Origin of the sequence: Pseudophaeobacter flagellatus, from assembly GCF_021228235.1 — a bacterium.
Classification (GTDB): domain Bacteria; phylum Pseudomonadota; class Alphaproteobacteria; order Rhodobacterales; family Rhodobacteraceae; genus Pseudophaeobacter; species Pseudophaeobacter flagellatus.
On record NZ_JAJQRG010000005.1, the window covers coordinates 176,133 to 202,075 of the forward strand.

At 58.1% G+C, this 25,943-nt stretch carries 35 protein-coding genes and 1 tRNA gene; 24 read left to right on the plus strand and 12 right to left on the minus strand.

The window, feature by feature from the left end; genetic code table 11:
* The first annotated feature begins 81 nt into the window (after nt 1-81).
* The 6 genes from LRK71_RS11650 to LRK71_RS11675 all read left to right on the plus strand — a co-directional run bounded on the left by LRK71_RS11650 (nt 82) and on the right by LRK71_RS11675 (nt 5,944).
* Nucleotides 82-1,767, plus strand: a complete 1,686-nt coding sequence (locus LRK71_RS11650; protein ID WP_232403885.1) for a peptidoglycan-binding domain-containing protein — start codon at nt 82-84, stop codon at nt 1,765-1,767.
* A 152-nt stretch (nt 1,768-1,919) separates the two neighbouring features.
* A tRNA-Leu gene (locus LRK71_RS11655) sits at nt 1,920-2,006 on the plus strand.
* Nucleotides 2,007-2,147: 141 nt separating this feature from the next.
* Nucleotides 2,148-3,110, plus strand: coding sequence for a tyrosine-type recombinase/integrase (locus LRK71_RS11660; RefSeq protein WP_232403888.1), 963 nt, complete (start codon nt 2,148-2,150; stop codon nt 3,108-3,110).
* Between the two features lie 430 nt (nt 3,111-3,540).
* Nucleotides 3,541-4,080 (plus strand): hypothetical protein, encoded by a 540-nt coding sequence (locus LRK71_RS11665; protein ID WP_232403890.1) that lies wholly within the window; start codon nt 3,541-3,543, stop codon nt 4,078-4,080.
* Between the two features lie 77 nt (nt 4,081-4,157).
* The gene (locus LRK71_RS11670; RefSeq protein WP_232403893.1) at nt 4,158-5,105 is read left to right on the plus strand and encodes an MvdC/MvdD family ATP grasp protein; all 948 of its coding nucleotides are present in this window, start codon (nt 4,158-4,160) and stop codon (nt 5,103-5,105) included.
* Entirely contained in the window at nt 5,102-5,944 is an 843-nt protein-coding gene (locus tag LRK71_RS11675) for a hypothetical protein (RefSeq protein WP_232403894.1), read from the plus strand. The genes LRK71_RS11670 and LRK71_RS11675 overlap by 4 nt, the downstream gene beginning before the upstream one ends.
* Nucleotides 5,945-6,256: 312 nt before the next feature.
* Here LRK71_RS11675 and LRK71_RS11680 read toward each other — a convergent pair whose 3' ends face one another.
* The 11 genes from LRK71_RS11680 to LRK71_RS11730 all read right to left on the minus strand — a co-directional run bounded on the left by LRK71_RS11680 (nt 6,257) and on the right by LRK71_RS11730 (nt 12,859).
* Nucleotides 6,257-7,150: a hypothetical protein gene (locus LRK71_RS11680; RefSeq protein WP_232403896.1), complete on the minus strand. Its 894-nt coding sequence runs from the start codon at nt 7,148-7,150 to the stop codon at nt 6,257-6,259.
* Between the two features lie 388 nt (nt 7,151-7,538).
* Nucleotides 7,539-7,907: a hypothetical protein gene (locus tag LRK71_RS11685; protein WP_232403898.1), complete on the minus strand. Its 369-nt coding sequence runs from the start codon at nt 7,905-7,907 to the stop codon at nt 7,539-7,541.
* Nucleotides 7,908-8,061: 154 nt separating this feature from the next.
* Complete coding sequence (locus tag LRK71_RS11690) at nt 8,062-8,292, minus strand: helix-turn-helix domain-containing protein (protein WP_232403900.1); 231 nt, start codon at nt 8,290-8,292, stop codon at nt 8,062-8,064.
* A gap of 48 nt (nt 8,293-8,340) precedes the next feature.
* Entirely contained in the window at nt 8,341-9,000 is a 660-nt protein-coding gene (locus tag LRK71_RS11695) for a hypothetical protein (RefSeq protein WP_232403909.1), read from the minus strand.
* A 67-nt stretch (nt 9,001-9,067) separates the two neighbouring features.
* Nucleotides 9,068-10,060, minus strand: coding sequence for a DUF2303 family protein (locus LRK71_RS11700; protein ID WP_232403911.1), 993 nt, complete (start codon nt 10,058-10,060; stop codon nt 9,068-9,070).
* Nucleotides 10,061-10,110: 50 nt separating this feature from the next.
* Nucleotides 10,111-10,527 (minus strand): hypothetical protein, encoded by a 417-nt coding sequence (locus LRK71_RS11705; protein ID WP_232403913.1) that lies wholly within the window; start codon nt 10,525-10,527, stop codon nt 10,111-10,113.
* 20 nt (nt 10,528-10,547) lie between these two features.
* Nucleotides 10,548-10,808 (minus strand): hypothetical protein, encoded by a 261-nt coding sequence (locus tag LRK71_RS11710; protein WP_232403915.1) that lies wholly within the window; start codon nt 10,806-10,808, stop codon nt 10,548-10,550.
* A 79-nt stretch (nt 10,809-10,887) separates the two neighbouring features.
* A complete protein-coding gene (locus LRK71_RS11715; RefSeq protein ID WP_232403917.1) occupies nt 10,888-11,217 on the minus strand; it encodes a hypothetical protein in 330 nt (109 codons plus the stop codon).
* Nucleotides 11,218-11,457: 240 nt separating this feature from the next.
* Complete coding sequence (locus LRK71_RS11720; RefSeq protein WP_232403920.1) at nt 11,458-11,739, minus strand: hypothetical protein; 282 nt, start codon at nt 11,737-11,739, stop codon at nt 11,458-11,460.
* A 172-nt stretch (nt 11,740-11,911) separates the two neighbouring features.
* Complete coding sequence (locus LRK71_RS11725) at nt 11,912-12,376, minus strand: hypothetical protein (protein ID WP_232403922.1); 465 nt, start codon at nt 12,374-12,376, stop codon at nt 11,912-11,914.
* Between the two features lie 123 nt (nt 12,377-12,499).
* Nucleotides 12,500-12,859 carry a helix-turn-helix domain-containing protein gene (locus LRK71_RS11730; protein ID WP_232403924.1) on the minus strand — a complete coding sequence of 120 codons (360 nt, stop codon included), beginning with the start codon at nt 12,857-12,859 and terminating at the stop codon, nt 12,500-12,502.
* 98 nt (nt 12,860-12,957) lie between these two features.
* Here LRK71_RS11730 and LRK71_RS11735 point away from each other — a divergent pair, with 98 nt between their 5' ends.
* Nucleotides 12,958-13,161 carry a helix-turn-helix domain-containing protein gene (locus LRK71_RS11735; protein ID WP_232403926.1) on the plus strand — a complete coding sequence of 68 codons (204 nt, stop codon included), beginning with the start codon at nt 12,958-12,960 and terminating at the stop codon, nt 13,159-13,161.
* On the plus strand, nt 13,158-13,481 hold the full coding sequence (locus LRK71_RS11740) for a hypothetical protein (protein WP_232403930.1): 324 nt from the start codon (nt 13,158-13,160) through the stop codon (nt 13,479-13,481). Before LRK71_RS11735 ends, LRK71_RS11740 begins: the two co-directional genes overlap by 4 nt.
* Nucleotides 13,482-13,732: 251 nt before the next feature.
* Here LRK71_RS11740 and LRK71_RS11745 read toward each other — a convergent pair whose 3' ends face one another.
* Nucleotides 13,733-14,194, minus strand: a complete 462-nt coding sequence (locus LRK71_RS11745; protein ID WP_232403931.1) for a hypothetical protein — start codon at nt 14,192-14,194, stop codon at nt 13,733-13,735.
* A gap of 229 nt (nt 14,195-14,423) precedes the next feature.
* Here LRK71_RS11745 and LRK71_RS11750 point away from each other — a divergent pair, with 229 nt between their 5' ends.
* From LRK71_RS11750 to LRK71_RS11825, 16 genes are all read left to right on the plus strand, one after another.
* Nucleotides 14,424-14,756 (plus strand): HNH endonuclease signature motif containing protein, encoded by a 333-nt coding sequence (locus tag LRK71_RS11750; RefSeq protein ID WP_232403933.1) that lies wholly within the window; start codon nt 14,424-14,426, stop codon nt 14,754-14,756.
* Nucleotides 14,753-15,190 (plus strand): hypothetical protein, encoded by a 438-nt coding sequence (locus LRK71_RS11755; protein ID WP_232403935.1) that lies wholly within the window; start codon nt 14,753-14,755, stop codon nt 15,188-15,190. The genes LRK71_RS11750 and LRK71_RS11755 overlap by 4 nt, the downstream gene beginning before the upstream one ends.
* A 157-nt stretch (nt 15,191-15,347) precedes the next feature.
* Nucleotides 15,348-15,770 (plus strand): helix-turn-helix domain-containing protein, encoded by a 423-nt coding sequence (locus tag LRK71_RS11760; protein WP_232403937.1) that lies wholly within the window; start codon nt 15,348-15,350, stop codon nt 15,768-15,770.
* A gap of 56 nt (nt 15,771-15,826) precedes the next feature.
* Entirely contained in the window at nt 15,827-16,270 is a 444-nt protein-coding gene (locus tag LRK71_RS11765; RefSeq protein WP_232403940.1) for a hypothetical protein, read from the plus strand.
* A gap of 70 nt (nt 16,271-16,340) precedes the next feature.
* Complete coding sequence (locus LRK71_RS11770) at nt 16,341-17,057, plus strand: hypothetical protein (protein WP_232403941.1); 717 nt, start codon at nt 16,341-16,343, stop codon at nt 17,055-17,057.
* A gap of 136 nt (nt 17,058-17,193) precedes the next feature.
* On the plus strand, nt 17,194-17,784 hold the full coding sequence (locus LRK71_RS11775) for a hypothetical protein (protein ID WP_232403942.1): 591 nt from the start codon (nt 17,194-17,196) through the stop codon (nt 17,782-17,784).
* Nucleotides 17,781-18,482, plus strand: a complete 702-nt coding sequence (locus tag LRK71_RS11780) for a hypothetical protein (protein ID WP_232403944.1) — start codon at nt 17,781-17,783, stop codon at nt 18,480-18,482. Before LRK71_RS11775 ends, LRK71_RS11780 begins: the two co-directional genes overlap by 4 nt.
* 89 nt (nt 18,483-18,571) lie before the next feature.
* Nucleotides 18,572-18,934, plus strand: a complete 363-nt coding sequence (locus tag LRK71_RS11785) for an HNH endonuclease signature motif containing protein (protein WP_232403946.1) — start codon at nt 18,572-18,574, stop codon at nt 18,932-18,934.
* Between the two features lie 140 nt (nt 18,935-19,074).
* Nucleotides 19,075-19,557, plus strand: coding sequence for a P27 family phage terminase small subunit (locus tag LRK71_RS11790; protein ID WP_232403951.1), 483 nt, complete (start codon nt 19,075-19,077; stop codon nt 19,555-19,557).
* Complete coding sequence (locus LRK71_RS11795) at nt 19,554-21,389, plus strand: terminase large subunit (protein WP_232403960.1); 1,836 nt, start codon at nt 19,554-19,556, stop codon at nt 21,387-21,389. The genes LRK71_RS11790 and LRK71_RS11795 overlap by 4 nt, the downstream gene beginning before the upstream one ends.
* On the plus strand, nt 21,389-22,681 hold the full coding sequence (locus tag LRK71_RS11800) for a phage portal protein (RefSeq protein ID WP_232404165.1): 1,293 nt from the start codon (nt 21,389-21,391) through the stop codon (nt 22,679-22,681). Before LRK71_RS11795 ends, LRK71_RS11800 begins: the two co-directional genes overlap by 1 nt.
* A 12-nt stretch (nt 22,682-22,693) precedes the next feature.
* Nucleotides 22,694-23,287 carry an HK97 family phage prohead protease gene (locus LRK71_RS11805; protein ID WP_232403961.1) on the plus strand — a complete coding sequence of 198 codons (594 nt, stop codon included), beginning with the start codon at nt 22,694-22,696 and terminating at the stop codon, nt 23,285-23,287.
* Nucleotides 23,288-23,389: 102 nt separating this feature from the next.
* Nucleotides 23,390-24,670 carry a phage major capsid protein gene (locus LRK71_RS11810; protein WP_232403972.1) on the plus strand — a complete coding sequence of 427 codons (1,281 nt, stop codon included), beginning with the start codon at nt 23,390-23,392 and terminating at the stop codon, nt 24,668-24,670.
* A 79-nt stretch (nt 24,671-24,749) separates the two neighbouring features.
* The gene (locus tag LRK71_RS11815; RefSeq protein WP_232403974.1) at nt 24,750-25,022 is read left to right on the plus strand and encodes a hypothetical protein; all 273 of its coding nucleotides are present in this window, start codon (nt 24,750-24,752) and stop codon (nt 25,020-25,022) included.
* A gap of 4 nt (nt 25,023-25,026) precedes the next feature.
* Nucleotides 25,027-25,605, plus strand: coding sequence for a head-tail connector protein (locus tag LRK71_RS11820; protein WP_232403977.1), 579 nt, complete (start codon nt 25,027-25,029; stop codon nt 25,603-25,605).
* Nucleotides 25,605-25,943, plus strand: coding sequence for a head-tail adaptor protein (locus LRK71_RS11825; protein ID WP_232403980.1), 339 nt, complete (start codon nt 25,605-25,607; stop codon nt 25,941-25,943). The genes LRK71_RS11820 and LRK71_RS11825 overlap by 1 nt, the downstream gene beginning before the upstream one ends.

Genomic DNA, 25,943 nt, shown 5'->3' on the forward strand with positions numbered 1-25,943 from the left:
ATTGCTGGTGAAATCATTAGGTTCACAAAGGCAAATTTGTTATCCTGATTCCATTCATGAGATCTATAAGGGGTGAGTGGCATGTTATCAAAGTCACTGAAGACGGCATTGGCCGCATCAATTGTTTTTACATCCGGGGCAGGCTCTGTTGCTGCCGATAATCTGGGCGCGGCCCTTGTGGGGGGGCTGATTGGCGGTGCCATTGTCAACGAGGTTCAGCGCAATAATCGCAACAATCGCACCACGCGGCGCAGCACCTCCAGCACCTATTCTGCGGCGCGGGTGCAAAACCGCGAAACCCAGACCTCGCTCAACTATTTTGGCTTTCCTGCGGGTACACCCGATGGGGTCATGGGGCGCAAGTCGCGCACCGCAATTGGGCAGTATCAGGCCTTTATGGGCCTTCCCACAACCGGCGAGCTGACCCCTTATGAACGCGATTTCCTGGTCTCATCCTATAGTCGCGCGCAGATTGGCGGGCCACAGGTCATCAAGGCGATGCAGGGCAATCAAGGCGTGCGCGGGCTGCTGCATGTCTGGCGCGACGAGGCCGCAGGGGTGCGTAGCACCGGGTTGAGCTATAGCGGATCGGGATATGGCGGCATGCCCATTGAGGTGAGCCAAGCGGTGGATGAGATCGCCGCCAGTTCTGATCCCAGTGCCGAACAGCTGTTGCAGCGCTCTGGCTTCATGCATCTGGCCGATCTGAACGGCGATGGCAAAAACGACTATATGATCGATACCTCTGTCTCGGGCAGTTCCTTCTGGTGTGGGGCAACGCATTGTTCGGTCATGGTCTTTGCTTCGACGCCCCAGGGCTATCAGCGCAATGACTTCATGGCGCGCGGAGTCACCACGGCGAGTTTCTCTTGTCATCAGGGCGTCTGCCGGATGAACGAAGATACGCAGATGGCCAGCGCTGCCGCCCCGGCGGCCCCAGCGCCAGGTGGCACGGTGATGGCCACGGCCACGGCCCCTCCTGCGCCGACCGCTGCGGCACCAGCACCGGTTGCGACCGCTCCAGCGCCAGCTCCGGCGCAGCCGCTTGCCGGCATCCAGCTCTTTGCTGCCCCAGCGGCACCCGCCGCGACCCTGTCGCTGGCCAGCCAGTGTAGCAAGCTCAGCCTGCTCACCGGTTCTAATGGTGGCTACATGACGGCGGCGACCATGACAGACCCTGAAGTGGCCCTGGGAGAGCAGTTCTGCCTGGCCCGGTCATATGCAATCAACTCTGGTGAAGGCATGGTGGCCAAGCTGGGGGGCGTTACCCAGGCGCAGGTCGATAGCCAATGTGATGCCTTTGGGCCTGCGGTGCAGCCTTTTCTGGCCAAGCTTGGCACATCTTCGAGCCAGGCGCTGGTTGGCGAGGTGCAGAAGTTCGTGCTGCAATCCAACATGTCGATTGAGCAGTTGGCCAATACCGCCGGGATCTGCATGTTCTCTGGCTATCGCCGCGACAATATGGAGGTCGCGCTTGGGGCGGCTCTGATCATGGTTGGCATCGGTCAGCGCCCCTATGCAGAACTGCTTGGCCATCATCTGTCGCAGGGGTTTGGAGTGGAGAAATCCACCGCCCGGGCGCAGGATTGGTACGGGCTTGCGCTCACCGCGCTTGAGGCTGGTGCCGAGCCGGTCTTTGCTCCGGGTCAGCCGGAACGCTCCGGATTGATCAAGGCGGCCTCTGCTGGCCTGAGCGGTGGCGCAATGGTGCAGCCAGTCCCCGCTGCAGCAAGCGGTACGGCACTGCCAACCTTCTCTTCGGACTGACGTTCAGGGGCGATCTGACGCGATAATTCAACGGTCGGCTGTCTTGTCCGGCCGTTGATTTTGCTTTTCGCCAAAACTTGCACAAAGGTTGAATTAGCCTCTTCACATCTGAGTGCGGCTCGTCTAATACGCCCTCACCAAGCCTAGATCGTGCGGTCGTGGCGGAATTGGTAGACGCGCAGCGTTGAGGTCGCTGTGGGGTAACACCCGTGGAAGTTCGAGTCTTCTCGACCGCACCAACATCTAAACCGATATGAACGGTTTTGAACGTTTTTCCTTACAAAATAAGAGCTTTGTAGATTTGGCGGCATTGGTTGGCTGGCCATGATGTGCAGGAATGTGTATTCGTTTACGCATATTTTCCGCACGGTGCGTAATTCATGGCGTCTATTCGTAAGCTAAAATCAGGATACCGGGCCGAGGTTGCCCGCAATGGTATCCGAAAGTCAAAGGTATTTCTGACAAAGCAAGAGGCCAAAGATTGGGCTGCTCGGGCGGAATATGAGATACTGCACGGCGATAAGATCGCTGCCAAGCTGACATTGGGTGAGGTGTTCAACCGCTATGCGCGCGAGGTGTCGCCATCGAAACGCGGTCACAGGTGGGAAGTCATCAGGCTGGAGAAGTTTGGGCGAGACCCTATTGCCAAAATTCGCCTGGAGGATCTGTCTGCGAAGGATTTTGCCAAGTGGCGAGACCTGCGGCTGCAGGAGGTCGCCCCGGCAAGCGTTATTCGCGAAATGCAGCTCATGTCTTCGGTGTTGACTGTCGCGCGGCGCGATTGGGAGCTGATTTCAATAAACCCCATCAGCGATGTCCGCAAGCCCTCCAAGCCTCAGCCGCGTGATCGATTGCCGACCTCTGCGGAGATTGAGGCAATGCAAATTAGTGCGGGGGAGGATTTGAGCAAAGCCACGGCGCGGGCCTTTCATGCGTTTAAGTTCGCAATGGAAAGCGCCATGCGTGCTGGCGAGATTGCGGGGCTGAAATGGGATCGGGTGGATCTGGAACGGCGGGTGGCTCTTTTGGTGCATACCAAAAACGGCAGGCCTCGCGAGGTGCCGTTGTCGACCAGGGCTGTTGAGTTGCTAAGGGCGTTGCCGGATCTTGATCCGGTGTTTGGCCTTTCATCGCGTCAATTAGATGTCTTGTTTCGAAAGCTGAGGGATCGGTCGGCGGTCTCGGGCTTGACGTTTCATGATTCCCGTCATGCCGCCATTACTGCACTGTCAACCAAGCTTGATGTGCTAGCGCTTGCCCGAATGGTGGGGCACACGGATTTGCGGCAGCTGCGGGTTTATTACAATGAAAGCGCCGAAGAGCTGGCTAAGCGCCTGGATTAGGTGCCAAAAGTTTTGTCACCTATGTCGGCTGTGCGCAAAAGTGGACTTTGCAAAGTTGTAGTCAGCGGAAGGTCGTGAGAGGCACAGACTGCACAGACCGAACCTTGGCGTTCGTGGTTTCGTGGCAGCGCACAGCCGTCGAAGCGGACCTTTCCCGTCAAGACACTAGAGAGCCGTAGGTCGGCCCAAGCAGTCTTGCAGCCTCCTTCAAATCAATGATTTTTTCACTTCGATCTCAACTGTTCGAACGAGGTTACCTTGGGATATTGGTATTAATCAGGTCCGTAATTCACGTCTGATGCCGACTTCGAGCCGCAAGCTCAAGATGCAGGGTTGCTTTGCCATCGCCAGTAGCCATATCGTTGCTATACTACTATTCACTTCCTAGGATTTTCACGGATTCAATATTGCAATAATTATCAGGTTGTAGATGAGAACTGAGACACCCACCTCTCCGCCCGTGCTCCCCTTGCTGTTCCGCACTGCAACGCGGCGCGTGACGGGACCCGAGATTCCAGGCAACTACGATCCTGCCCTAGGCGTCTGGACAGTGGTCGCTGACGGCATGAGCCAGCCGATCATTACTACCGCCGAGGATGCACTGCTCGACATCAGGACTTCAACAAAGGTGGCAGCGGAAACCGACGACGAAGAGATCTTTGCCGATAGATCTCTCGGACGGCTTGCTGAAATAGTTACAAAGACGGAGACTTCGCAGGAGACAGATGATGAGCATATCAATGCATCTCAGCGCCTCGGGTTGCTCGCAGAGATTGTGACCAAAACCGCAATTCAGTCTGAAACTGACGATGAGGTTAACGAAGGTGTCCTCTCTGAGGATTTTGCCCGATCCTTTATTTTGCCGGAGCTCGCGACTAAGACTGATGTTCAGAGAGAAAGCGATGATGAGATAAGCGCTGTTGGCATGGAACCTCACGTTCACCCTCGGGCGACCTATAAGAATTACTAAATTGGGTTATCGCTTCATTATTTGACTGAAAGCGAACACGGTGAAGAGAACCCAAATTTAATCAGAGAGCTTTTCCATTGATATTACTGGTCACCAATAAGCGCGACATCACGACTGATTTCATTGTATTGGAGTTGAAGCGGCGAGAGATTCCCTTCTTTCGACTTAACAGTGAGGACTTGCCTCGTGCGATTGTCCGCTTTGAGCCGAAATCCGGGTGGGTGCTCCGCTTCGGCGATACAGTCCTGAAATTGTGTGAGGTGAAGGCTGGCTATTATCGGCGCCCTGGCGCTCCCGAAGTGCCCGAAGCCGCAGGAGATGCTGCAACTCGAGATTACATCGCCAACGAGTGGTCGGCGGTGCTTCGGTCTCTCTGGAATGCGCTCGAGGGCCGTTGGCTTAACTCACCGTTTGCCATCCTGCGCGCTGAGGACAAACCAAGGCAGCTCAGCGAGGCCTATGCGCTTGGATTTAGTGTTCCAGAGACAATGATCGGCAACGATTTCAATGCGGCAGCCACTTTTATTGCAGAAGGGCCGGCGGTAGGAAAACCACTTCGCCACGCTCTCATCGAAACTGAACCAAACGGAGAGGTCCTGTTTACGCAGCGGCTTGGCACACTTGATGCCGATGATCGCGCCGCGGTGGCACTGGCTCCAGTCATTTATCAACGCGAGATCGCCAAAGCACATGACCTTCGCGTAACTGTGATCGGGAGCAAGATATTCGCTGTCGCCATTCATTCGCAGCAGGAAGCGGAAACACAAGTTGATTGGCGCCGAGGCAGCCGGCTTGATCTTCCGCACGAGCTGGTCTCATTGCCCGATGAACTCGCGCACCGTTGCCTTTCTCTCACGAAAACTTTGGGCCTACGTTACGGCGCCATCGATCTCATCCGCGACACTGCGGACCGTTATTGGTTTCTTGAAATTAACCCGAATGGGCAGTGGGCTTGGATTGAGCGCCGCACGGGAGCGATGCTCTCATCGGCGATCATCGACGAGATTATGAGCATCGCTGCATGAAACGGCTAAAATCTTTGAGAGAATGGTTGTGGCCGGTTCTCGAGCTCTTGCCTACAGACAAAGAGCAGGAAGAGGAGCGGCTTGCCCGCGACAAAAAGTCGATTGAGGCGCTCGAACTGAGTACGGCGAGCGACGCGGCAGTCGATGAGGCCCGGCGCTTCTCTGATGCCGAGGATGAGCGTCGGCGCGGTGCCGATCAGAAAGCTACCACCTATTTAGCTGTGGTGGCTGCACTCGTGCCTTTGATAGTGACGCTCGCGACGGCGGTCTGGGACAAGAAGATGGGCGCGGCTCCAACTTGGGTTAATATGCTCGGGTTGGGTGCAGCTGTGGCCTATGCGTCCAATGTAGGTGTCTGGGCCTTTCGGGTGCTGGAAGTCTCCATTACGTACCGTATTGGGGTCTCTGATCTTGTAAAGGCTTGGAAGAGTAGTGAACCCACTCAAGAACTCGCGCGGCAAGCGCTGCTTTGCGGCCGACTGAACCAAAAGGGGGTCAACACCAAGATCACCAACATCAAGATGGCGCATGCTTTTCTGCTGCGTGCCTATCTGACTTTCACAGCATTGCTGATGATCAACATCGTCTATTTTCTTGCAGCATCTCTTGCACCGGTTGCAAATGATGCGTTTGATTTTTGGGTGTCTCCGCCGCAGTCTGTTCTGGCCGTCAGGCGCAAAACTGCGCCGATGGAATGCTCTGGACAACTAGGCCACTTGGGCTGCATTGGACCGACACTATCTGGGTCGGCGGTGCGGGTTTTTCTACCGCGAGATTGCGAGGCGCAGATTTGTCTTCCGAGATGTACTTCGGAGTACTTTCCTGATGAAGGCAGATGAGGCGCAAGTAGTCCGCTCTTCCGCTCTTCCGCGCTTCTCGGGTCTTTGCATCAAATGCAGCTAAAGTCAGTATCCCGCCCGGTCGGCATGAGCGACCCCGGCGATCTGATAGAGCAGGCTGGAGGTCCGGTTTGGACTGGCTGCCGCTTTCTCGCGATGGGTGCCTGGTGCCGAAGCGTTGGGCCTGGGATGTCGCGTCGCCGCAAGTCAGTTTTGAGCCCAAGTTGACAGATGCTGAATCCAGTCATAATTGCAGCGAATCTCGCTGGCAGCATACTTGTCAGCACCCGGAAATACGGCTGATTCGCGTTCCTATTTCTGCAATTCCTTACTCAATTTCATTGCGTAGGAAACTTCGGGTATTACGCGTTCCGATCTGTTTGCACCAATAGTTTTAACTAGGGATTTTAGCGCGGCTTGAGCGCCGACCGCACCAGCAGGAACCAAGCCACCTGAAATGTATGCTGCTCCAATTGCTGGGACGCCATCTTTCCAAAATGAATATCCCGCCTGCCTCAATTGACGAGCAGCCAGCGATGAGACTGCTTCCTCGAGAATTCTCGCCTTTGGCGCCAACTTGAAAGCGGCTTCGCTTTCCGCCCACCTAAGGACATCTATGTAGTCTCCATCTTTCAGCCGAAGATAGGATTGGTCAGCCAACTTGGCTACGACCTCAAGGTAGCCATGTCGCTCATCCTTCAGTTTTTCTTTTACTCGCTCAATTTCTTCGTCAGCAGCGAGTTCGAAGTTTACGTTGGGAAGCATGATATCTAACCCTACGGCCGCAAGGCAGAGAATTGCTGTCTGTGCGTTCAATCCACTATCTTTAAGATGGGCTCGGTGAACTACCTCTGAAGTTGAAAGCACGAATTCCCGTTTAGGGACTGTAAGGCCTGACATAGTTCCGGTTTCGGAATCTGGTGTCCGTTCCCAAGCACCTTCTTTCAAATAAACTAATGTCGGCATCTCCAGTGACTTTTCGTCACCCGGGTCCAGGTCATGTTGTTTGAGTATCGGTTTCAGTTCTTCCGGGATTCGCTTCGGGTCGACACCCATCCCGCTGAGAACATCTCGTTTTGCCCATTCCGAGTTGAGATAAAAGACGGCTGGCGTTGCTTCGTCAGCTACAAACCGAACACAACTTATGAATCGCTTATTCGGCGGACCATTTTTTTCGTTTATGTCCAATGCGGCTTTGTAAAACACTGTTGGCCCTCCCGAATGTTGCAATCCTGACTATAACAATCTCAAAAGTCTGAACAGTGTCCGTTTCATGCCTGTCAAGTTGGTTGGCCGCAAAGGAAAGAAAGGCAGCTTTGTCCCGCATCCCCGGCGTTCGAAGGTGGTCGGCGGCTGCGCCTGCGGCGAAGGTCAGCTCTTCCTTGTGCGCCTGCCGCATGGATCGCTCGCCATGTCGCCAGATCCGCCCACTTTGCAAAGGTCGCTATCTGCGCTTCGCTGCCTCTGGTGCTGACTGCAGCATCAGCCAGAGCCGCCGCCGCTTGCTGAATGGCAGCTTTCGGGAAACCCGTCGCACATGCAGCGGAGATTTCGCTGCACCTCGAATGAATGTCGTGTTTGGGCTGATTGCTACCTACGCTAAAGCGCGATAGCGTCCGGGGCCCGCATACTCAGACAGCCCGATCAGAGAAAAAATGCCCCCGATGGTAGTAAAATTGCAGCTCCCCTCTTTGCTACAGGCAGGAAGGTGGACGTCGAACCACGAACGCTTGAATTCGCCCGATTGCATCAGTTGTTCAAATGCCTTGCGAAATTCTTCGATGGTCACACCCTTCTTGTGGGGATTGGTTGGTATTTGGTGGTTGGGTATTTGGTAGATTAGTGCCGGGGACCTTCTCCTTATCCCCCACCTTGCGATCTCAGCTTGTCCAGATTTCGGTTTGGGTATTAGAGTGCCAACTGGAAGCTCTTTGATCAGGAAAATAGCTTCGTTGAAGTTCATTGCTGTTTCTCCCTTGATGCAAATGCTTCAATCTGATCGACCTTAGACACGGTTCATTTGGACGGCAAGACGCTGGTTCTGAGAGGTCCGCTTCGGGCTGGCCGTAGCCATTCATCTGTGGCGGGCATGGAATTGTGAAGGATAGGGCCAGCACCTAGCTATCGAGATTTTTGACCAGCCCCTTGTTGCGTTCCAGTTTTCCATCTCTGACCCAGCGGCGGACTGTCGCTTCAGACTTTCCCGCCTTTTGGGCGTATTCCGCGACTGTGATCCACTTAGCCGGCGGACTGATTTTGGAAGATAGGAGTAGCTTCTTGATCTCGGTCAGTTCATTCTGGAGACGTGAAAGGGCGTCAGCATCTACTGCAATAAGTTGCTGTGTCATTGTTGGTTCCTGGTTCGCGCTGCAGTAACAGCTGGGGTGGTTGTCGTGTCAGGCGGTAAATTTGTGATCTCTGGCATAGTTACCCCATTGGCTGGCCATTGCGCTGGCAATGCCGGGGAAGGTCTTGCTGCGGATCTGCCAGCGGAGTTCGCCCGGTGGCGCGCGGTGGATAGCTGACCAGTGCTTGTGGGCTTCCGTGCCTTTCGCTGGCGGCGTCAGCTTGTTGGTGGGGGTGAGCTTGGGCAGGCCACGCAGATAGAGCCCGGTCGACTTGAAGGCAGGCTCCCCAAACCACCAGGGCTGCACATGTTGGGTAGCGGGCTGAAAGTTCTCAATCCGCTGTTTTGCATGTTTGTGCATCACGGGGTTTTCCACCGCTACGCGCGCGATCGGCGCATTCCAGCAGGCTGAAAACAGCGCGGCACCTTCATCGAGATCCGCCCACATCTCTGCCAGGCTGCGCCCCTTTGGCGGCTGGTGCAGCCAGCGCACCCCGCTATTGCACAGCCGGGTGCAGGGCGGGTGCATCACGGCGAGCAGATCCCAGCCCATATTCAGTACCTCGCGCACGTCGCATTGCATATGGCGGTTGCTGCGGTCCTGTGCGGGCAGCAGATCGCAGGACCATGCGTCATGGCCGCGATCGAGAAAGGCGCGGCGCACCTCGCCGCTGGTTTCGCAGCCGATAAGAACTTTTAGCTGTTTCATGGTGGCTCCTGGTTTCTGTCGATGCCCCCTCGGGTGATGAGGGGGCAGAAAGAGAAATCAGGCGGGCTTAGCTGGCTTCTGGGCTGCCGTAGAAAAGCGGCAGCTCTGTGCCTTCCTGGGCCTGTTCAACGGCTTCGCGGTATGCGGCTTCAAAGTATTTCTCAGGATTGAAAACCGTCATGATGAACTTCACGGTGCTGCCACTTTTACGGTAGCGAAAGCGCACGGCCATGCGGTAGGGAACGCCGCCACGGAAAACGGGAATGGCGATGATGATCAGATTGGGAATTTGCAGCGGTGCGCCCTCGGCGTCCTTATGCTCGTTCATGAAATTGATCTGGGATTCGCCGGTGTCTCGGTTGGTGCTGACCTTCAGGTCGCTGGTCTCAAACACCTGAAACTGTCGGCTCATCTGCAGCAGCTGGTGCAGCTGGCCAAAACGGCCTTCGATTTTGTCTGCAGTTTCGATCAGGCGGTTTTCCCAGCCTTGGTTCTTGTCAGATGCAGATCCTTTGATGATCGCGGGCGTTGGGTCCATGACCTCGGTGGCGTGGATCTCGATGAACTCGCCCATCTCATCCTTGGCCAGTGCCTCGCCTGAGATCTTCATCCAGGCCTTCCATTCGTCTGACAAGGGGAAGCTGTAGATTGCCTTGTGGTGGCAATGGCGCGCTGTTGCATCGCCAGTGACGGACATAGGATCGATCGCGCCGCCCGCGTGGTAATCCGCAATGCAGGTCAGTTTGGGGGCTGTCATATCTGCGCGCGCAAACAGGGCAGAGGTTTCGCCTTTGAACCGGTTGGCCCAGTCGATCAGGCTTTGCAGATCTTCCAGTTGCGCGGTGCCCTTGCGGCGGCTTGGTTTCAGATACTCGGCTGCGGCGCGGATCTCGCCTGTCAGGTTCTTGGTGTCGCGGTGCTTTGGGCTGCTGATGATGGCGGGTTTGGTCAGGTCCAGTGCATCTGGCAAGGTGACTGGAGTGTGATTGCCGATTTCTTCCATGACCTTGCGCATGGTTTCAGCCGGGTTTTGCATTACGTCTGGAACGTCATATGCCATTTGGTTTTCCTTTGGCGGTAGGTTGGGTGGGGTGGCGAATGCGCGGCTGTTTAATCCACGTCTCGGATTTCGCCGGTTTCAGGGTCGTAGTCGGTGACATCGCGCGGTTGGTGCATCTGCTTCATGAAGGGGCTGTAGAGTGTCAGTTCGCCCTTATCGTTGATGAAGGCGGCGGCGCTGGATGGGGGTTTCTTTGGCCCTTTGAAATTGGCCGTTGCGCCCATCGCCACATCGCCGGAATTGCCCAGGGCGTAGTTCAGGGTGATGGTCATGCTGCCGCTGCAGCCCTTGGCGCCATGATCGGCCTTGTGTTCCAGCAGGTCGATCTGCAGCTGGCGATGGTCTGTCATCAGCTGCTGCAGAAAGTCACCGCTATCAAACAGCGACAGGATCTGTTCGATCGAGCGCATTTTGTAGGGATCGTTTGGTTCCGGCTTGGTCATGGCGGGGGGCAGGTGAGCGGTCATCACTTGAGGTTCCTTTCGGGTTAGCGTGGGGTGGGCAATCGGCCAGCGCTGATTTCAAAATCAGTGTGCAGGCGCTGAAAACGGTGGAAGGCTTCTGCATCGGTGGCCAGTTCCTTGCGGCTCTGGATCCGGCAGACGGTGCGCAGGTGTTCGGTCGCTGCTGTCGGGCTGAACTGTTCGCCGTGCATCCCGTTGCGGGTGGCTGCGTAGCGCTGAAAGGCGACATCATGGGCCAGCATGGCGGCGCGCTGCGGTGCCTTGTCCTGGGTGATCTGTTGCATGGGTGCCTCCTGTTGATCGGTTGGGGCGCGGCGGTTGTCCGTGAGTGATGGCTTTCTGTGCCGCGCCCCTGCGCAGCGCTCACGCTGCGGGTGTGTCGGGGGCGCTGGGTGCGAGGCCTTGGCCGTTGTAGGGGCAATCCGGCCTGCCATCGGTGGCGCGGCGGTTGCGGGTGCCAGCCTTATGGGCGGCTGCGGTCCAGGCGGTGATGGCGTCAAAGAAGTTGTCGGCGCTTGCCTTGATGCCATGCAGTTCGGCGCGGTGTGTTAGGGTTTCCGGTTCCCACCAGTCCTGCGGGTCATCGCTAGGCGGGGTCAGTGTGCCGCCAAAATCCTGAAATTTCAGGATTTTGCAAAGACCCTGCTGGGCAGCAATTTCAACCGCGGCGGCGGCAAGGCTATAGGTGGGCATGATCTGACCTCGGCTGGTTGTCGTGCGGGCGGTGGGTTCTTTGGAGGAGGACTGAAACCGCCCGCACTATCCGCGCGAGAATTGGAAACTGCGCGGAAACTGGGTAAAACAAGACCTGCGATGTCCTCCTTGTCGCAGGCCTGTTGTTGCTAGTGGGGCGGGGGTGGTGCCCGCTGTGATGCGGGCGGCAGAGTGCCGTGCCGGATGATGGGGCAGGCAGCGTGGCGGGGCAGGTTCAGATCACGCGGCATGGCGGCGCTGAACCCGGTATCCCTGTTTTTCGGCGTAACAGCGCACGGTTTCGCCAACCCGGATCAGGGTTTGATCGATCGGTTCCGGCGAGGGTTCGGGGCGGTCGATCAGATGTTGGGGGCGCAGGCGCTGTGGGTCAAAGCCCTGCCCGCGCGCGGCCTTCATTGCCGCCCAAGCGGTGGTGAACAGGGAAGGATCGTCGATGTGATCTTCGGGCGATCCTGCGATGTGCTGGGCATCGCGCAGCACGGTATTTGATTTGTCTTGCATTCAATCCTCCATCGGTTGATGAAGGGGAGTGTATAGGAGTTTTCTCCTACGTCAACACAAAATAGGAGAAAACTCCTATTGATGGAGAATCAAAGGCCCGCACGGGCGGGGTTAACTGGAAGAGGAGTGAGTGGATGGATATTTTATTGTGGGTGCTACAGGACGTGGCGCCTTACGTCCTTTCGGGTATCAGTATCGGAATTTCGATAGTTGCTCTTTTGCGGTAACGTCTGCCCGTCGAAAGGTGCACTTTGACGGCAGGGGCGGTACTCTCAGCTAGAATTGGTATGGCAAACTTTTCTTTGATTAGTTCATTTGGGAGAAGTTGTTTGTTTAACTTTATCTCGGAAAGCTCTTCACTGTGAAACCCTTCTTGCCCCTCCTTCTTTATTGATATCATGAAGGGGCCGCTTGTGCTGGTTAGAGACAGGAGGCCAAACGGCTTGTCTGTATGGTTCTCAATGCAGACCAGGTAGGTGCTACCTTTTTCGCCGAGCCCTACGACCTCTGTCCATCCCCTTGGCGTCTTGGGGGGTGGCGTGGTGCGCCGGATAGCAGCAAATGATACGGCGAGTGAAAATAATGAAAGCGCCGTAGGGATCCAGACTTCCAGGGATTTAGCAAGGTTCGCAATCATCTTTGGATTTCTATTTGGTGTTGTGGGTTGTGATTTGCACAATTTCAGATTGTGGTTGGGTGTCGGTCTCGTTCTTGTTTGCCGTTGGGTGGCAGGAGGAGATTTCCATGACTGATATTGAACTTATTCGTTTTCTGAGGCGTCTTTTGGCTGAGACTGATCCGCAGCAGCAGCAAGACCTCGCCCGTAGCCCAGAAGCTGCTGTTTTAGCGGTTCGGGTAGCTGGGCAAATAGACGCACAATTTCTTGCTCTTCTGAGGTCTGAGCATTGCTCATGAACTCTTCCAGCGTCGTCCCTAGGGCGGCGCAAATCTTCCGCATGGTTGCGACGCGGGGGCTCGCATTGTTCTTGAGCATGGACCGGATGGCAGAGTTGTCGAGGCCTGCCTTTATTGCGAGGCCAGCCGCAGTCAAGTCTCGGTCGTTTTCGATCCGATCTTGAAGACGTAGGAGGAATGGCTCTGTGATGTGATCGCGGTTCATGTAGGTATTTTCTACTATGCAGAGTTAAAGATAAATCGGTGTAAAGTCCCTTGACGCATATAGGAGTTTAATCCTATCCATGAGCCATGGAACAATTCATGGCAGATGTTCGCGCCTATGCCGCGCAGTTTGGGATCACCCCATCGACCGTCATTCAGAAGGCTGGGGTCGGGGGTGGTGGAACCTGGGCAAAATGGGAAAGCGGAGACGGTAGCCCAACGCTGCGCACCGTTGACCGGCTGCGCGCCTATATAGCGAAAAACCCGGCTCCGGATGCTGACCAGACGGAGGACGCCGCATGAGCCGCCCCCGTCTGACCCTGATTGTGAACAATGATGTGTCATGCGCTGACGCTAGCGCGGTGCAGGTGCAAACCTCTTGGTCAAATCAATTTGACCCCTACGCCCTAAAGGCCAGCGCGCCGGATCTGTGGTCCAGCTATTTCCGCGCCCGGTTCAACAGCCCGCGCGAGGTAGCGCTGTTCTGCGATGTCAGTTTCCAGACCGCGCTGAACTGGTGGGGCGCAGTCACCGCCCCCGCCAGCCACATCGCGCTGTTGGTCATACTGACAGACCCCGCCGCGCCGGGTTTCTTTGGCGCGCAACTGGGGCAGGCGGCATGAGCGGCACCGAAAAAAATAGGGGTGGGTTTTCCGTCGCTCATGTCAATGGTGAGCGGGGGCAGGCATGCCTGCAAGTGGCGCCCAATCCCTCCCTGTTGAACTTGGGGCGTGTTGTCGCCGATCGCGTCACGCGCCCCGTTTTTTGGGGGGCGTTTGCAATAGGAGATAATAGGTCTGATGATCGAGTCCGTTTTGTCCGCCGAAGTGGTGATGCTAGCTATTGCATTGGCGCAGTTCGCCCTGGCCTTCGCTCAGATTTCGATTGTATGGCTTTTGATTTCATTGATCAGGTCCCTGTAAAAATAGTCGAACCGAATTCGAACGCTTCTCCCCTTTCTTCCCTGAAGATTGAAGTTGAAAAAAGCGTCGGTCGCCCCTGGTCTGACCGGGCGAGGGCTATCGAAATTAAGCGTTCTTTCGCCTTGAGGTGGGGAGGGTGGTTTGGAGGGGCGCAGCCTTGCTTTCCAAGAGATGGCAGTGGCGGATTTTACTTCCAGCACGACGTTGCTGGGGTTTGTCACAAGGATGCGGACCGGACGCCAATTGTCAGAGCCGCTGATTTCTTCTCCCATTCGCACTACCTCAAAAATTGGCTCCGGGCGTTGCGCTTGTTGGTTAAGAAGGCGGGTTTGTTTGAAGCTGCTATAGGCGGCAAAACAGGCGGCAGCGGCAGAGACTGCGGCTGCGAGAAACGTCGCGTGTTGCAGGTCCAAGACAGAATCCCTTTCGAAAATCATTGGCGTGTGACGAAGGGTGCAGTCAATCGGGGTGGTAAACAAGCCCCGGTTGTCTGCGAAAACACTGCAGGCTGCGGATTGCCATCCGCTGCCTACGCTGACCGGGGGCAGGCGCGCCTGCAAGTGGCCCCCAAATCCTCCCTGTCTAACCTCGGGCGCGTTGGCGCAGTTCGCGCTGCGCGTCCGCTTTTTCAAGGGGCACACAATGGGTGACCGGCGCGAAGCGATTGAGGCAAAGGTCCGCGCGCGGATTGAGCTTGTCTGCTGCCCGGTCTTGGGCAGTGATTGCTGGCGGTGGACCGGCCAAGATTCGGGCGATGGGCGCGGTGGTGATTATCCCCGCATGTGCCTGGACGGTCAGACGGTTGCCGTGCATCGGGTGATGTTCACCAATAAGAACGGCTTCATTCCTGGCAAAAAACAGATCGATCACAAGTGCCGCAACCGGCGCTGCGTCAATCCTGACCATTTGGAAATGGTTACTCACAAAGGAAATCAGCGGCGGCGTGACCGGGCGCTGAGGATGGCGGCAGAATGACCGCGCGCCTCGCAACCCGGCGCAGCCAATTCCCACCCCGGCCGGATTGGGCATGGCTGCGTTGGCATTGGCAGGGTCAGCCGATCCTGCATGAAGGCCTGGCGCTGGCAGAGATTTCTACGCGTGAAACCGGCCAGCTGGCCTGCTTGGCCACGCCTTATAGATATTCTGAGGGCGGGCCTGTGCTGGGTGCTGATTATGCCGGGGCATGGCTGCAAGATCTCGCCCAGGCCCAAATCATGGCGATCTCGCCCGCCTTTATGGCCGGTTGGTCCGGGCAGGATGTTGCCCTGCCTGCGCCTGCTGTGCGCGCTTGCGGCTGCATCATTGTTCCGCCTGCTGTTGGCTGGCGAGACGCGCCGGATGTCTGGCAGGCGGTTTGTCTGGCATTGGCGGCGGTAAAACCTGTCTATCTGTTGGAGGGCTGCGCGTGATCCCTGAAATCCTGTTCAATTGGATCGTCATACGAGAGTGGCGGATCAGTTTGCATCGATCTCACTGCCGGTTCCATCCGTTAACCGGTGTCTGGTTGCGCGGCGGTTGGCATTTCGAATTTGGGCCTGTGTCACTGTTTTGGGAAAGGTACGACTGATGAAAGTTAATCCAAGCAAGGCCATTGGGCACAGGCTGGCATCGGACCCGGTGGCGGTCATTCTTGGTGTCGTGCGCGGCTATTACTGCCTGCGCGCTGGCGAAATGATTGGGCCCAGCCGTGCGCGGCGCCTAGCTTGGCCGCGCCAGATGGCCATGGCGCTGATCCGGCAAAAAGCAAATCATAGTCTGCCAGAGATTGGCCGGCGCTTTGGTGGGCGGGATCACACCACTGTCATGCATGCGCTGCGCGCTGTTGCTGATCGGCGCAAAGCGGATCCGCGGTGCGCCGCTGAATTTGTCGAAATTGAACGCCGGGTCGAGATGGCCCTGGGGAGATATTACGTCCGACGCGAACATATCTGGGGCAAGCCGTTTGTTTCAGTCAGAGGGGGGATAAAATGCCATGTCAGAGTTGATTGAACGGGGCAAACTCGGCAAGTTTGGTGCTTTCCAGTTTTGGTTCAAGGAGCGCGAAAGTGAAAAGGCAAATTGTCGAGTATCCATACCCTCTCGATTTGCGGTGGAGCTATATAACCTGGTTTCCTGTGATGCACCGCCGCTTGCTAAATTCCGAATTTGGTCGCATGGCGGATTTCGAAGTGTTGGGCGTGGCACTGAGGCTGTGGTCGCATTCTATGGACCACTTACCGCCCGCAACGCTGCCGGACGACGAAGATATACTTGCGCATCTGCTACACATTTCGCCGGAACAGTGGCGGGAGTTGATGGCCAGAGAGTACAACCCTTTGTGGGGCTGGGTGAGGGTGCAGTGCGGCAAAGAGATGCGTTTGTCCCATCCGATAATGCTGGAAGGGCTGGAGGCAGCCGTGAAGTTCAACAAGTTGCGCCAGCGCGGCACACGAAAAAGGCAGCCGTTCACGCCGCCCGACGCGGGTCGCGCGCCAGACCAAAAGAGATAGTTCCGCGTCTTTGTGAGCCTGCGGGGTTAGCGCTGGTTCGCCCCCTTTGTTTGAACGCAGGGGGCGTGTGATGGCTGACCTGTGCAATTGGGATAGCTACCCTGAGCCTCCGATTGAAGCTGATGTTTCTTTGGGCGGGTTTGAACGCATTGACATGCCGATTGATTGGCTGAGCGAGGAATGGGCTCTTGGTTTGTCCTCTGCGGGTCTAGGTGCAGTTTTCCGCTTGTACGCGGTCAGTTTGCGTCAATCCCCAGCAGGTTCCTTGCCTTGTACAGTGGCTGACATTGAGCAGTTGGTACCGCGCAGTGTCGCTTCTGAGGAATTGAAGGAAGCCCTATCTCTCTGGCATTCGTGCTCCGATGGGCGGCGGTATTGGTCTCGGATTGTTCCCCTGATCGAGGATGCCTGGGGGCGCAAGAAAGGGAAGAAGACCAAAGATGCGATGCGTAAGCGCCGTGAGCGTTTGGCAGTCAAGCTCATGGAGTGTGGGATGACTGAGAACGGCGCCAAGTTTCATGAGGTGCAGGACATGGTTCTTGCCGCCTTGCCTGATGGCGCACAGCTAACAACAAAAAATGTTATGAACGCAGCGACGGCGGCGGGCTTGGTTGGCAACGTTCGCCCTGTCCGAACGGACACATTGGGACAGTCCTCGGACGGTCCGAAAGTGTCCGGCGGACAGTCCTTGGACAGTCCGAGGACAGCAAATGGACAGCATTCGGACAGTCCGAATGTGTCCGCTGGCATCCGTCCCACTAGATATAGTGAAAGTCACGGGCGATGAGCTTTTTTTTGAGCGAAAACTGTCACGCTTTTTTCCGCGATGAACAGACCAGATCAGATCAGAACCCCCTTACCCCCAGTGACAGTTGGACGAAAGAAAAGGCAAACGTTGAAATTGCTGAGAAGGATTAGAGGCGATGGAAGAGAAAGCGCAGAGAGAAGGTGAAAAGCAGGTGCTGTCGGTTCTGATTGAGCCGTTAGAGGCGCTGGGGCTTGTCAGGCCATCAAAGGCGACTAAGGCCGATTTTGAACTGCAAAAAAAAGAACTGGCCCAGAAGTTAGCGTATATGAGCGACACCGGGCTGGCTGAGTTGCGCGAGTGGGTCGAAGCTCACCCCGGCGGCAAGGATAAAGATCGGTTTCCTATTGCCCTTCATATCTTGCAAAAGGCCCACAGGATTGAGACGCCCGAGGCTGGCCCGTCGCCCTTTATCCTCAAGGTGTTCGCCACCCATCATCTGGTGCCAGAGGCGCTGGCCAAGGGATGGGCGCCTGAGCTGTTGCGGCAGGTCACAGCTGAACGCGGCATTTGGCCCGGTGACTGGACCTGCTCCAAGCTGCGCAATGAAGGCATCGAGCATGCGCGCCGCCTAGAGGATATTGAGCTACGGATGTCGCGCGGTGAACAGATCCCACCAGATCAGTTGGCGTTTCGGGATCGGCGTCTGGCCGCGATGCGCAGGTGTCAGGACATTGCCGATCAGGCGCGGGCTGGGCGGGCGGCATGAATATGGTTGTGGATATGGCGGCACAACTTGAGCCGGGATTGGGATCGAGCCTGACTGCGGTACGGGCCCCACGCACGGGAAGGCGTGACGTCGGAGTTCTCGATCTGATCGAATGGGCTTTTCAGCGTGAAAAGGTTGGTCTGGACTTCGATGAAATTGAGAGAGAGACCGGAGCGCGCCCCGGTGTTGGTGTGGAATACCTTATGATGCAGCAAGCAAAGCTGGGCTGTCGGGTCCAGGGTGGCGGATCATCCCCGCGCCATCACGACGCTGATATGGTTGCGGCATCCCTCGCCTGTCTGCCCGAGGTCTACGGCGGGCGCCGGATGGCGATCGGGATTGCGGAATTGGCCCGCGTTGGTGAGCGTCCTGATTGGATGCGGGGTGCGCGAATGACCTGTAAGCCGGTTGCTTGGCGCACAAGTAAGCATGGCCAACACGCTCACCGGGAGCAGTGCAGGCAGATAGGTCTGCGATGGCCTGCACATCAGGCGACGGGTCGCGATGATGGGTTTTGGTGTCCGGTTGGGTATTCCAATTCTGCGCACGATGTTGCTGCTGCGCGCAGGCGCTACCTGGGGTGGTACGGTGCTCTTTTGCATCTTCGTCACGTCCTGCAGGTGGCCTGCCCGTTGACCTCTTTTGTGGTCACTGACCGCATGCCTGAACGCACACCTTGGAAAAGTGTCTTGACTTGAATGTCACTCTCTTGCCAATGTGCACTCGACCTAATTGCGCCCGGAGCGGAGACCCCGCCTCGGGCATTTTGCGTTCTGGGGGCCAGTGAATGACAGCCCGAAGCGACTACCACCACCTTTACAATCTGTCGGCATGGCGGCGTCGGTTGCGTCCGCAGCACCTGGAGCGGGAACCGCTGTGCCGGGCCTGTCTGCGGCGCGGCATCCTGAATGATGGGTCTCTGACCTCGGCGGGTGCGGATCAGTGCAATCCACGGCGGCGGTTTTTGGTGGTGGATCACCTGATCCCGCATCGGGGTGATCGGGGTTTGTTTCTGGATCCGGGCAACCTGCAGACGCTGTGCCCGGATGACCATGACCAGAACAAGCAGCGGCTGGAAACACGGGGCTTCTCGCAGGAACGCGGCAGCGATGGCTGGCCGATCGATCCGCTGCATCCCGCCAATCAGTAGACCAGCCTCGCACCCCGTGATGGGGAGGGGGAGGGTCGGCAGGAAAATCCCTTTTGGTGGAAACCGGAGAGGGAACCTTTCTGTGTGCAAAGCCGTAATTGAATAGAAAAAGCCACAGGTTATGGGAAGGAAACAACGCAATGGCACGGGGCCGCAAGCCAGCAGAGGAAAAGGTTGTTCCGCTCACCGATGAGGGCGTGCAGCCGCATAATCTGCAAGAGCGCGCCCGCGCCCGGCTTGAGGAATTGCGGCCCGAGGGTCTGACGGGTCAGCTGCGCTGGACCTTCGATCGGCTGGCGCTGCCGCTGTGTCATCCCACGGTTGATCGGCTGAAACCGCAGCACCTTCAGCCCTTTTTGCAGCTGTGCAAAGCGGTGGTGCGCCATGACCGGATCGAGCTGGAGCTGGAAGAGCTTGGGGAGACCTATGTGAGCCAGACCCGCAACGGCACCCAGATCAAGGCACGGCCAGAGGTGGCGCAGCTGAATGAAACCTTCCGGCAGATCCGGGGGCTAGCAAATGATTTTGGCATGACGCCCGCTGCCGAACGGGGGCTGTCGGGCGGTGGCCAGATGGGCTTTGACTTCCCGGATCCCAATAGCCCAGAGGGGTTCATGACGTGAGCGAGGCGGTGGCGCGGATCAGCTATGAGGAGGATCCGGTCACGGCCTGGGCGCAGGATGTTGTCGCCGGGGAAATCATTGCCGGGCCTTATGTGCGGGCGGCGGCGGAGCGTCATCTGCGCGATCTGATCGAGGGGCCCAAGCGGGGTCTCAAGTGGGATCTGGTGGCGGCGCAGAGGGCGATCAGCTTCTTTCCCCAGGTGCTGCGGCTCAATGGCGGTCAGTTTGAGGGGCGGCCCTTTCATCTGCATCCCAGCCAGGCGTTCCGGATCGGGTCTCTGTTTGGTTGGAAAAAGTTCAGCGCCACCCACGGGGCCTGGCTGCGCCGGTTCACCCGGTTTTATGATGAGGAAGGCAAGGGCAACGGCAAGTCGCCAATGCTGGGCGGCATTGGTCTCTATATGATGGTGGCGGATGGCGAGCCGCGCGCCGAGATCTATGCGGCGGCTGCGAAAAAAGATCAGGCGGGCATTCTGTTCCAGGATGCGGTGGCGATGGTGGATCAGTCGCCGGTGCTGAAACGCCGGGTGAAACAGCTTGGGGAAAACCCGGTCTGGCAGCTCACTTATGTGGGCAAGTCGGGCGACAAGCGCAAGTTCAAGCCGCTGTCGGCGGAAAAGGCGCAGTCGGGTCCGCGCCCCCATTGCGCGCTGACCGATGAGGTGCATGAGCATCCCAACCGGGATGTGATCGATATGCTGGAGCGGGGCTTCAAGTTCCGCAAGCAGCCGCTTTTGTGCATGGCGACCAATTCGGGCACCGACAAGAAATCGATCTGCTGGGAAGAACACCAGCACGGGGTCAATGTGGTGACCGGGGTACATGAGGATGACAGCACCTTTGCCTTCATCTGCGCGCTGGATGACGGCGACGATTGGGAGAACGATCCCAGTTGCTGGGTGAAGGTGAACCCGCTTTTGGGGGAGACGATCGAGGAGGACTATCTGCGGGGCGTTGTGAAACAGGCGCGGATGATGCCGGGCAAGCGCAACGGCATTGCACGGCTGCATTTTTGCCAGTGGACGCAATCGGTAAAGGCGGCGATCAAGCGCGAGGCCTGGGTTGCCTGCCATGGTGCGGTGGATGCAGAGGCGCTGACCGAGAAGGGATACCGCTGTTTTGGTGGGTTGGATCTCAGCCAGGTGCGGGATTTTACCGCCTTCACCCTGACCTGGGTGCTGGATGCCACCAAGGACGCTGAAAAACTGGTGTCAAAGACCTGGTTCTGGACGCCGAAGGATACGCTGCTGGAGCGCGCGGGCCGCGATCAGGCCCCTTATGATTTGTGGGCAGATCAGGGTCATATCGAGGCGATCCCCGGCGAGCGGCTGAAATACCCCTGGTTGGCGGATGCGCTGGCGGATCTGAACGCGCGCTATCTGCCAGAGGTGATTGCCTGCGACCAATATGGGTTGGAGCGGTTGAAGGACAGCCTGACGGAAAAGGGGCTGCTGCTGCCAAGTGAGGTGCATCCGCAGGGCTTCCAGAAGCGGATCCTGGACAAGGTGCCGGATCCGACCAAGCCGGGGGAAGAGGTCGAGATCTATCTGTGGATGCCGGATTCGATCAACAAGCTGGAAAACGCAATTTACGATGGGCGGCTGACAGTGGCGAAAAACCCGCTGCTGGACAGTATGGCGGCCTCGGTGACCTATGCCGAGAACCGTACCGGGCACCGGATGTTTGACAAGGAAAAGGCCCATGGCCGGATTGATGGCATGGTGTCGCTTGCGATGTCGGCGGGCATGGCGCTGTGCCGGGACCGTGGCTTGGCGGAGCAGTCGCCCTGGGCCGATGATGGCTATTCAATGGAGGATGACCTGTGGGATTGATGGGCAGATTGCGGCGTGACCGGGCTGTGGCCGAGGTGTCGGCAGAGGATCGCGCCCAGGTGCTGATGGACAGCACTGCCACCAGCATTGCCGATGTTCTGAATGGGGGCACGTCCGAGGGCGTGACCATGAAAGAGGCGCTGTCGATGCCGGCGGTCTGGGACGCGATCAACTTTCTGTCGGCGGCGATGGCGGGATTACCGATCGAGGTGTTTGAAAAGACCGATGAAACGGGCGGCGACAAGAAACTGATCGGCGGCGTGGCGGATGTTTTGGGGGCTGCGGTTAATGACAGCACCACCTCGTTCAGCTGGCGCGAGACCTTCTTTTCCCAAGTCTTTGGTCCGGGGCGCGCCTATAGCTACATCGAGCGCGACCGGCGGGGCGAGGCCATCAACCTGTTTGCGATGGAGTATGAGCGGACCACGGTGCGCAGGGTGAAGGGGCGTCTGTTTTATGACTACATGGAGCCATCGGGCCGGGTGAAAACCTATGCCGGGAAGGACGTGATTGATATCGCCTATATGCTGAAGCCGGATCATGTGAACTGCCATAATCCGGTGATGACCTGCGCCAGCGCCATCCGTCAGGGGCTGAATGCCAACCGCTATGCGCTGACGGTTTTTGGCAAGAATGGCGTGCCGCCCTATGTGCTGAAAGGCCCGTTTACGGCGGCCAAGGAAATGATGCGGGCGGCGGCGGATCTGATGAAGGTGACGCGCCGGTCGGCAGAGGACGGCAAGCCGATCCTGCCGATGCCAGCGGGGCATGATCTGGTGCGGCTGGGGGATGACCCTGAAAAAATGCAGCTGACGCCGGTGCAGATCTTTGCGGTGGGGCAGGTGGCGCGGATCTATCAGCTGCCGCCGGTGTTTTTGCAGGAGCTGAGCAAGGGCAATTACAACAATATCGAGCATCAGGATTTGCACCTGGTCAAACATACCCTGCGGCGTTGGGTTGAGAAGTTTGAGCAGGAGCTGACGCTGAAGATCTTTGGGCGCGGCTCCAGGCGCTATGTGAAGCTGGATCTGGACGGCATCATGCGGGGCGATTTCAAGACCCGGATCGAGGCGATTGTGAAGGCGGTTCAGAACGCGCTTTTGACCCCCAATGAGGGGCGCGAAATGATGAACAAGCCGCCGCTGGCGGGCGGCAATACCCTGTTTATCCAGGGGGCCACGGTGCCGCTGGAAATGGCGGGCACGGCCTTCAACAAGAATGCGCCCCCGGCGGGTGAGCACGACAGCGACACGCCTGCCGAAGAGCCAGAAGAGACAACAGAAACCGACTAACAGGAGGCCGCGATGAGTGAGCCGAAACGTGAGGTGCGCTATTGCGCCCTCGCGCCCGTTGAGCTGCGTGAGGCTGCGGGCGATCAGATCCATGTGACCGGCTATGCCGCTGTCTTTGGCGAGGCGACGGAGATCGGCCCGCTGGACAACTGGGGCTGGTCCGAGGTGGTGGAACGGGGGGCCTTCACCGATGCACTGCAGCGCGGTGATGACGTGACCTTTCTGATCAATCACCGGGATCTGCCGCTGGCGCGCACCAGCTCCGGCACGCTGACGCTGACGGAAGATGAGCGCGGGTTGCGGGTGGATACGGCGCTGGACGCCAGTGATCCGGACGTGATGCGGATCCTGCCAAAGATGCGGCGGGGGGATCTGTCAAAGATGAGCTTTGCCTTTCTGGCGGAGAAAGAGACCTGGGATGAAACCGGTGATCACGCGGTGCGCAGCCTTCAGTCGGTGCGCCTGTATGATGTCTCGATCGTGACGGACCCGGCCTATGAGGGCACCGAAATCGGCCTGCGCTCAAAACAGTCAGCACTTGGCAGCGGCGGGGATCTGCACCGCCGCCAGATGCAGATGCGGATGCGATTGGCCAGCGGCAGCTGAACGCGCATTCCACCGCCCAGATACATCGCGCGCCCAGGGCAGGCGCAGCTTTCCAAAACCAATCTTCAACATCAACCAATCTCAGCATCAAAGGGTGACCCCATGAGCAAGATCAAGGAACTGCGCGAACGCGCCAAGAAAATCGAAACCGAAGCGCGCTCCATTCTGGACAGCGTGACGGACACGACGCCCAAGGCCGAGGCAGAGGCGGCGCATCAGAAATTTGATACCATGATGGATGAGCGCGACGGCGTGGTGGCGCAGGCCGATCGTGAAGAGCGGGCCTATAAGGCGGCGCAGCAGGAAGAGCAGCGGCGCGAGACCCAGGAACGCGAAGAGCGTGAAGCGCAGCGCCCCGGTCAGGAAGAGCGTCAGCACAGCCCGGCGCAGGGTGTTGGGGATGAATACCGCGAGGCCTTCCGTCAGTATCTTGCCAATGGGGCGGATATGTCCGAGCTGGACCGCGAGGTGCGCGAGGCTCTGCGGGCGGGGGCGCAAGAGATCCGGGCGCAAAATACCGGCACCGGGGCGCAGGGCGGCTTTCTGGTGCCCACCACGCTGGCCAATACCATCAATATCGCCGCTGCCGCCCATGGCCCGATGATGGATGGGACGATTGCGACCGAGATCAATCTGGCCAATGGCGCGCCGTTTGATATGCCCATGGTGGATGACACTGACGCGGAAATGGATCCCCATGCCGAGGGCGCTGAAGGTGTGGATGACAACAGCGGCGACATTGTGATCGGCAAGACGCAGCTGCTGGCGCATGTGATGAAGACGCCCTGGATCAAATGGTCATTTGAGTTGGCGCAGGATTCCAGCTTTGGCTTTGAGGCGCTGCTGGGTCAGTTGATCGGGGAGCGCATCGGGCGCACCGGCAACAGGTGGCTGACGGTGGGTGCTGGCGGCAATGAACCGCTTGGCTTTGTCACGGCCGCGCCGGTCGGCCATGCGGCAGCGGCTGCGGCTGTGCTGACCTTTGATGACATCATCGAGCTGGAGCATTCGGTCGATCCTGCGTATCGCACTGGCCCCAAGGTGCGGTTCCAGATGCATGACCAGTCGGTCAAGGCGCTGCGCAAGATCAAGGATGCCAATGGCCGCTATCTCTGGTCTGATGGTGACGTGACCAAGGGTGTGACGCCCTCGCTGAATGGCAAGCCTGTGTCGTTCAACCAGGCGATGGCGCAGATTGGTGCCTCGGCCAAGCCGATCTCCTTTGGCGACTTCTCGCAGTATTATGTGCGCAAGGTGGGCAACCCGCTGATTGGTGTGGCGCGCGAGAAGTTCTTTCCCAACCTCGGGATTATGGGGGTGCATCGCATTGACGGCGCGCCGGGCCAGACCAAGGCCATCAAGACACTGCAGATGGCGGCCTGATCTGTCGGCCTGATCTGGCTGTGTCTGGGCGGTCCCTTTGGGGGCCGCTTTTCTGTTCCTCATTCCAAGGGTGGATCCCATGAAAATCAAAATCATTACCAGCTGTTCCGGTGTCCGTTGCAGCTATACCGCCAATACCGAGCCGACCGTTGCTGATGATATTGGCCAGGATCTGATCAAGGCAGGCTACGCCGAGCTGCTTGACGCTGAGGCGCAGCCCGTTGTGGCGGTTTCCGAGCCCACCGAGCCCACCGAGCCCACCGAGCCCACCGAGCCCACCGAGCCCACCGAGCCCACCGAGCCCACCGAGCCCACCGAGCCCACCGAGCCCACCGAGCCAACCGGGGAGTGATCCTATGGCTTTGACGCGGCGTGTTGCACCGGGGCTGCCGCCGGTGGATCTGGTCCGGTTGCAGGCGCATATGCGGCTGGAGGCGGGGGAAGATGATGACCACCTGCAGCACTGCCTGGATGTGGCGATCGCGCAGTTTGATGGGGCGGATGGCGAGTTGGGCCGGGCGCTGATGGATCAGACCTGGCGGGAGACCTTCTCGGCAGTGCCGGGGAATGGCCAGGGCGTCGCGCTCACGCTGTTGCCGGTGCGCGACATCGTGCAGGCCGAGATCCGCGACGCCGCTGGCAACTGGATCGCGGTTGACGGCGTGACGCTTGAAGATCTGGAGGGCGGGCGCAGCGGGGCGTTTGCGCCGTCCTGGGGCGCGCCGGGTCATCACCGCACTCCGTTGCGGATTGATTATGTGGCGGGCTATGGGGCCGCGCCGGGTGTGGTGCCGCTGCCGATCTGTCATGCAATCCTGCTGTTTGCGGCGCATCTTTATAAGGCGCGGGAACCTGTGAGTTTTGAGGGCACGCCGGTCGAGGTGCCGCTGTCGATCGCGCGGCTGGTGGCGCCGTTCAAAAGCTGGTGGCTCTGATGCGGATTGCTGAGCGGGATCGGCGGATCACCATTCTGCAGGCTTCATTTGAGGAAAACGACGCCGGGGAAATGGTGGCAACGGGATGGGCAGCATATGCGCGCCCCTGGGCCAGCTATGCGCCTGTGTCCGATGGCGAGCGCCTTCGGGCGGCGGCGGTGGAGCAGAAATCAGACGCCCGGTTTGTGCTGTCCTGGTCGGCGCGGCTTGCGGTGATCACCGGTGCCTTTCGGCTGCGCTTTGACGGGGATGATTGGCGGATCACTGGGATCAAGGAATTGGGCTTTCGTAATGAGCTGGAAATCAGCGCCTGGCGGATCAAGAAAGCAGGGGGCTGA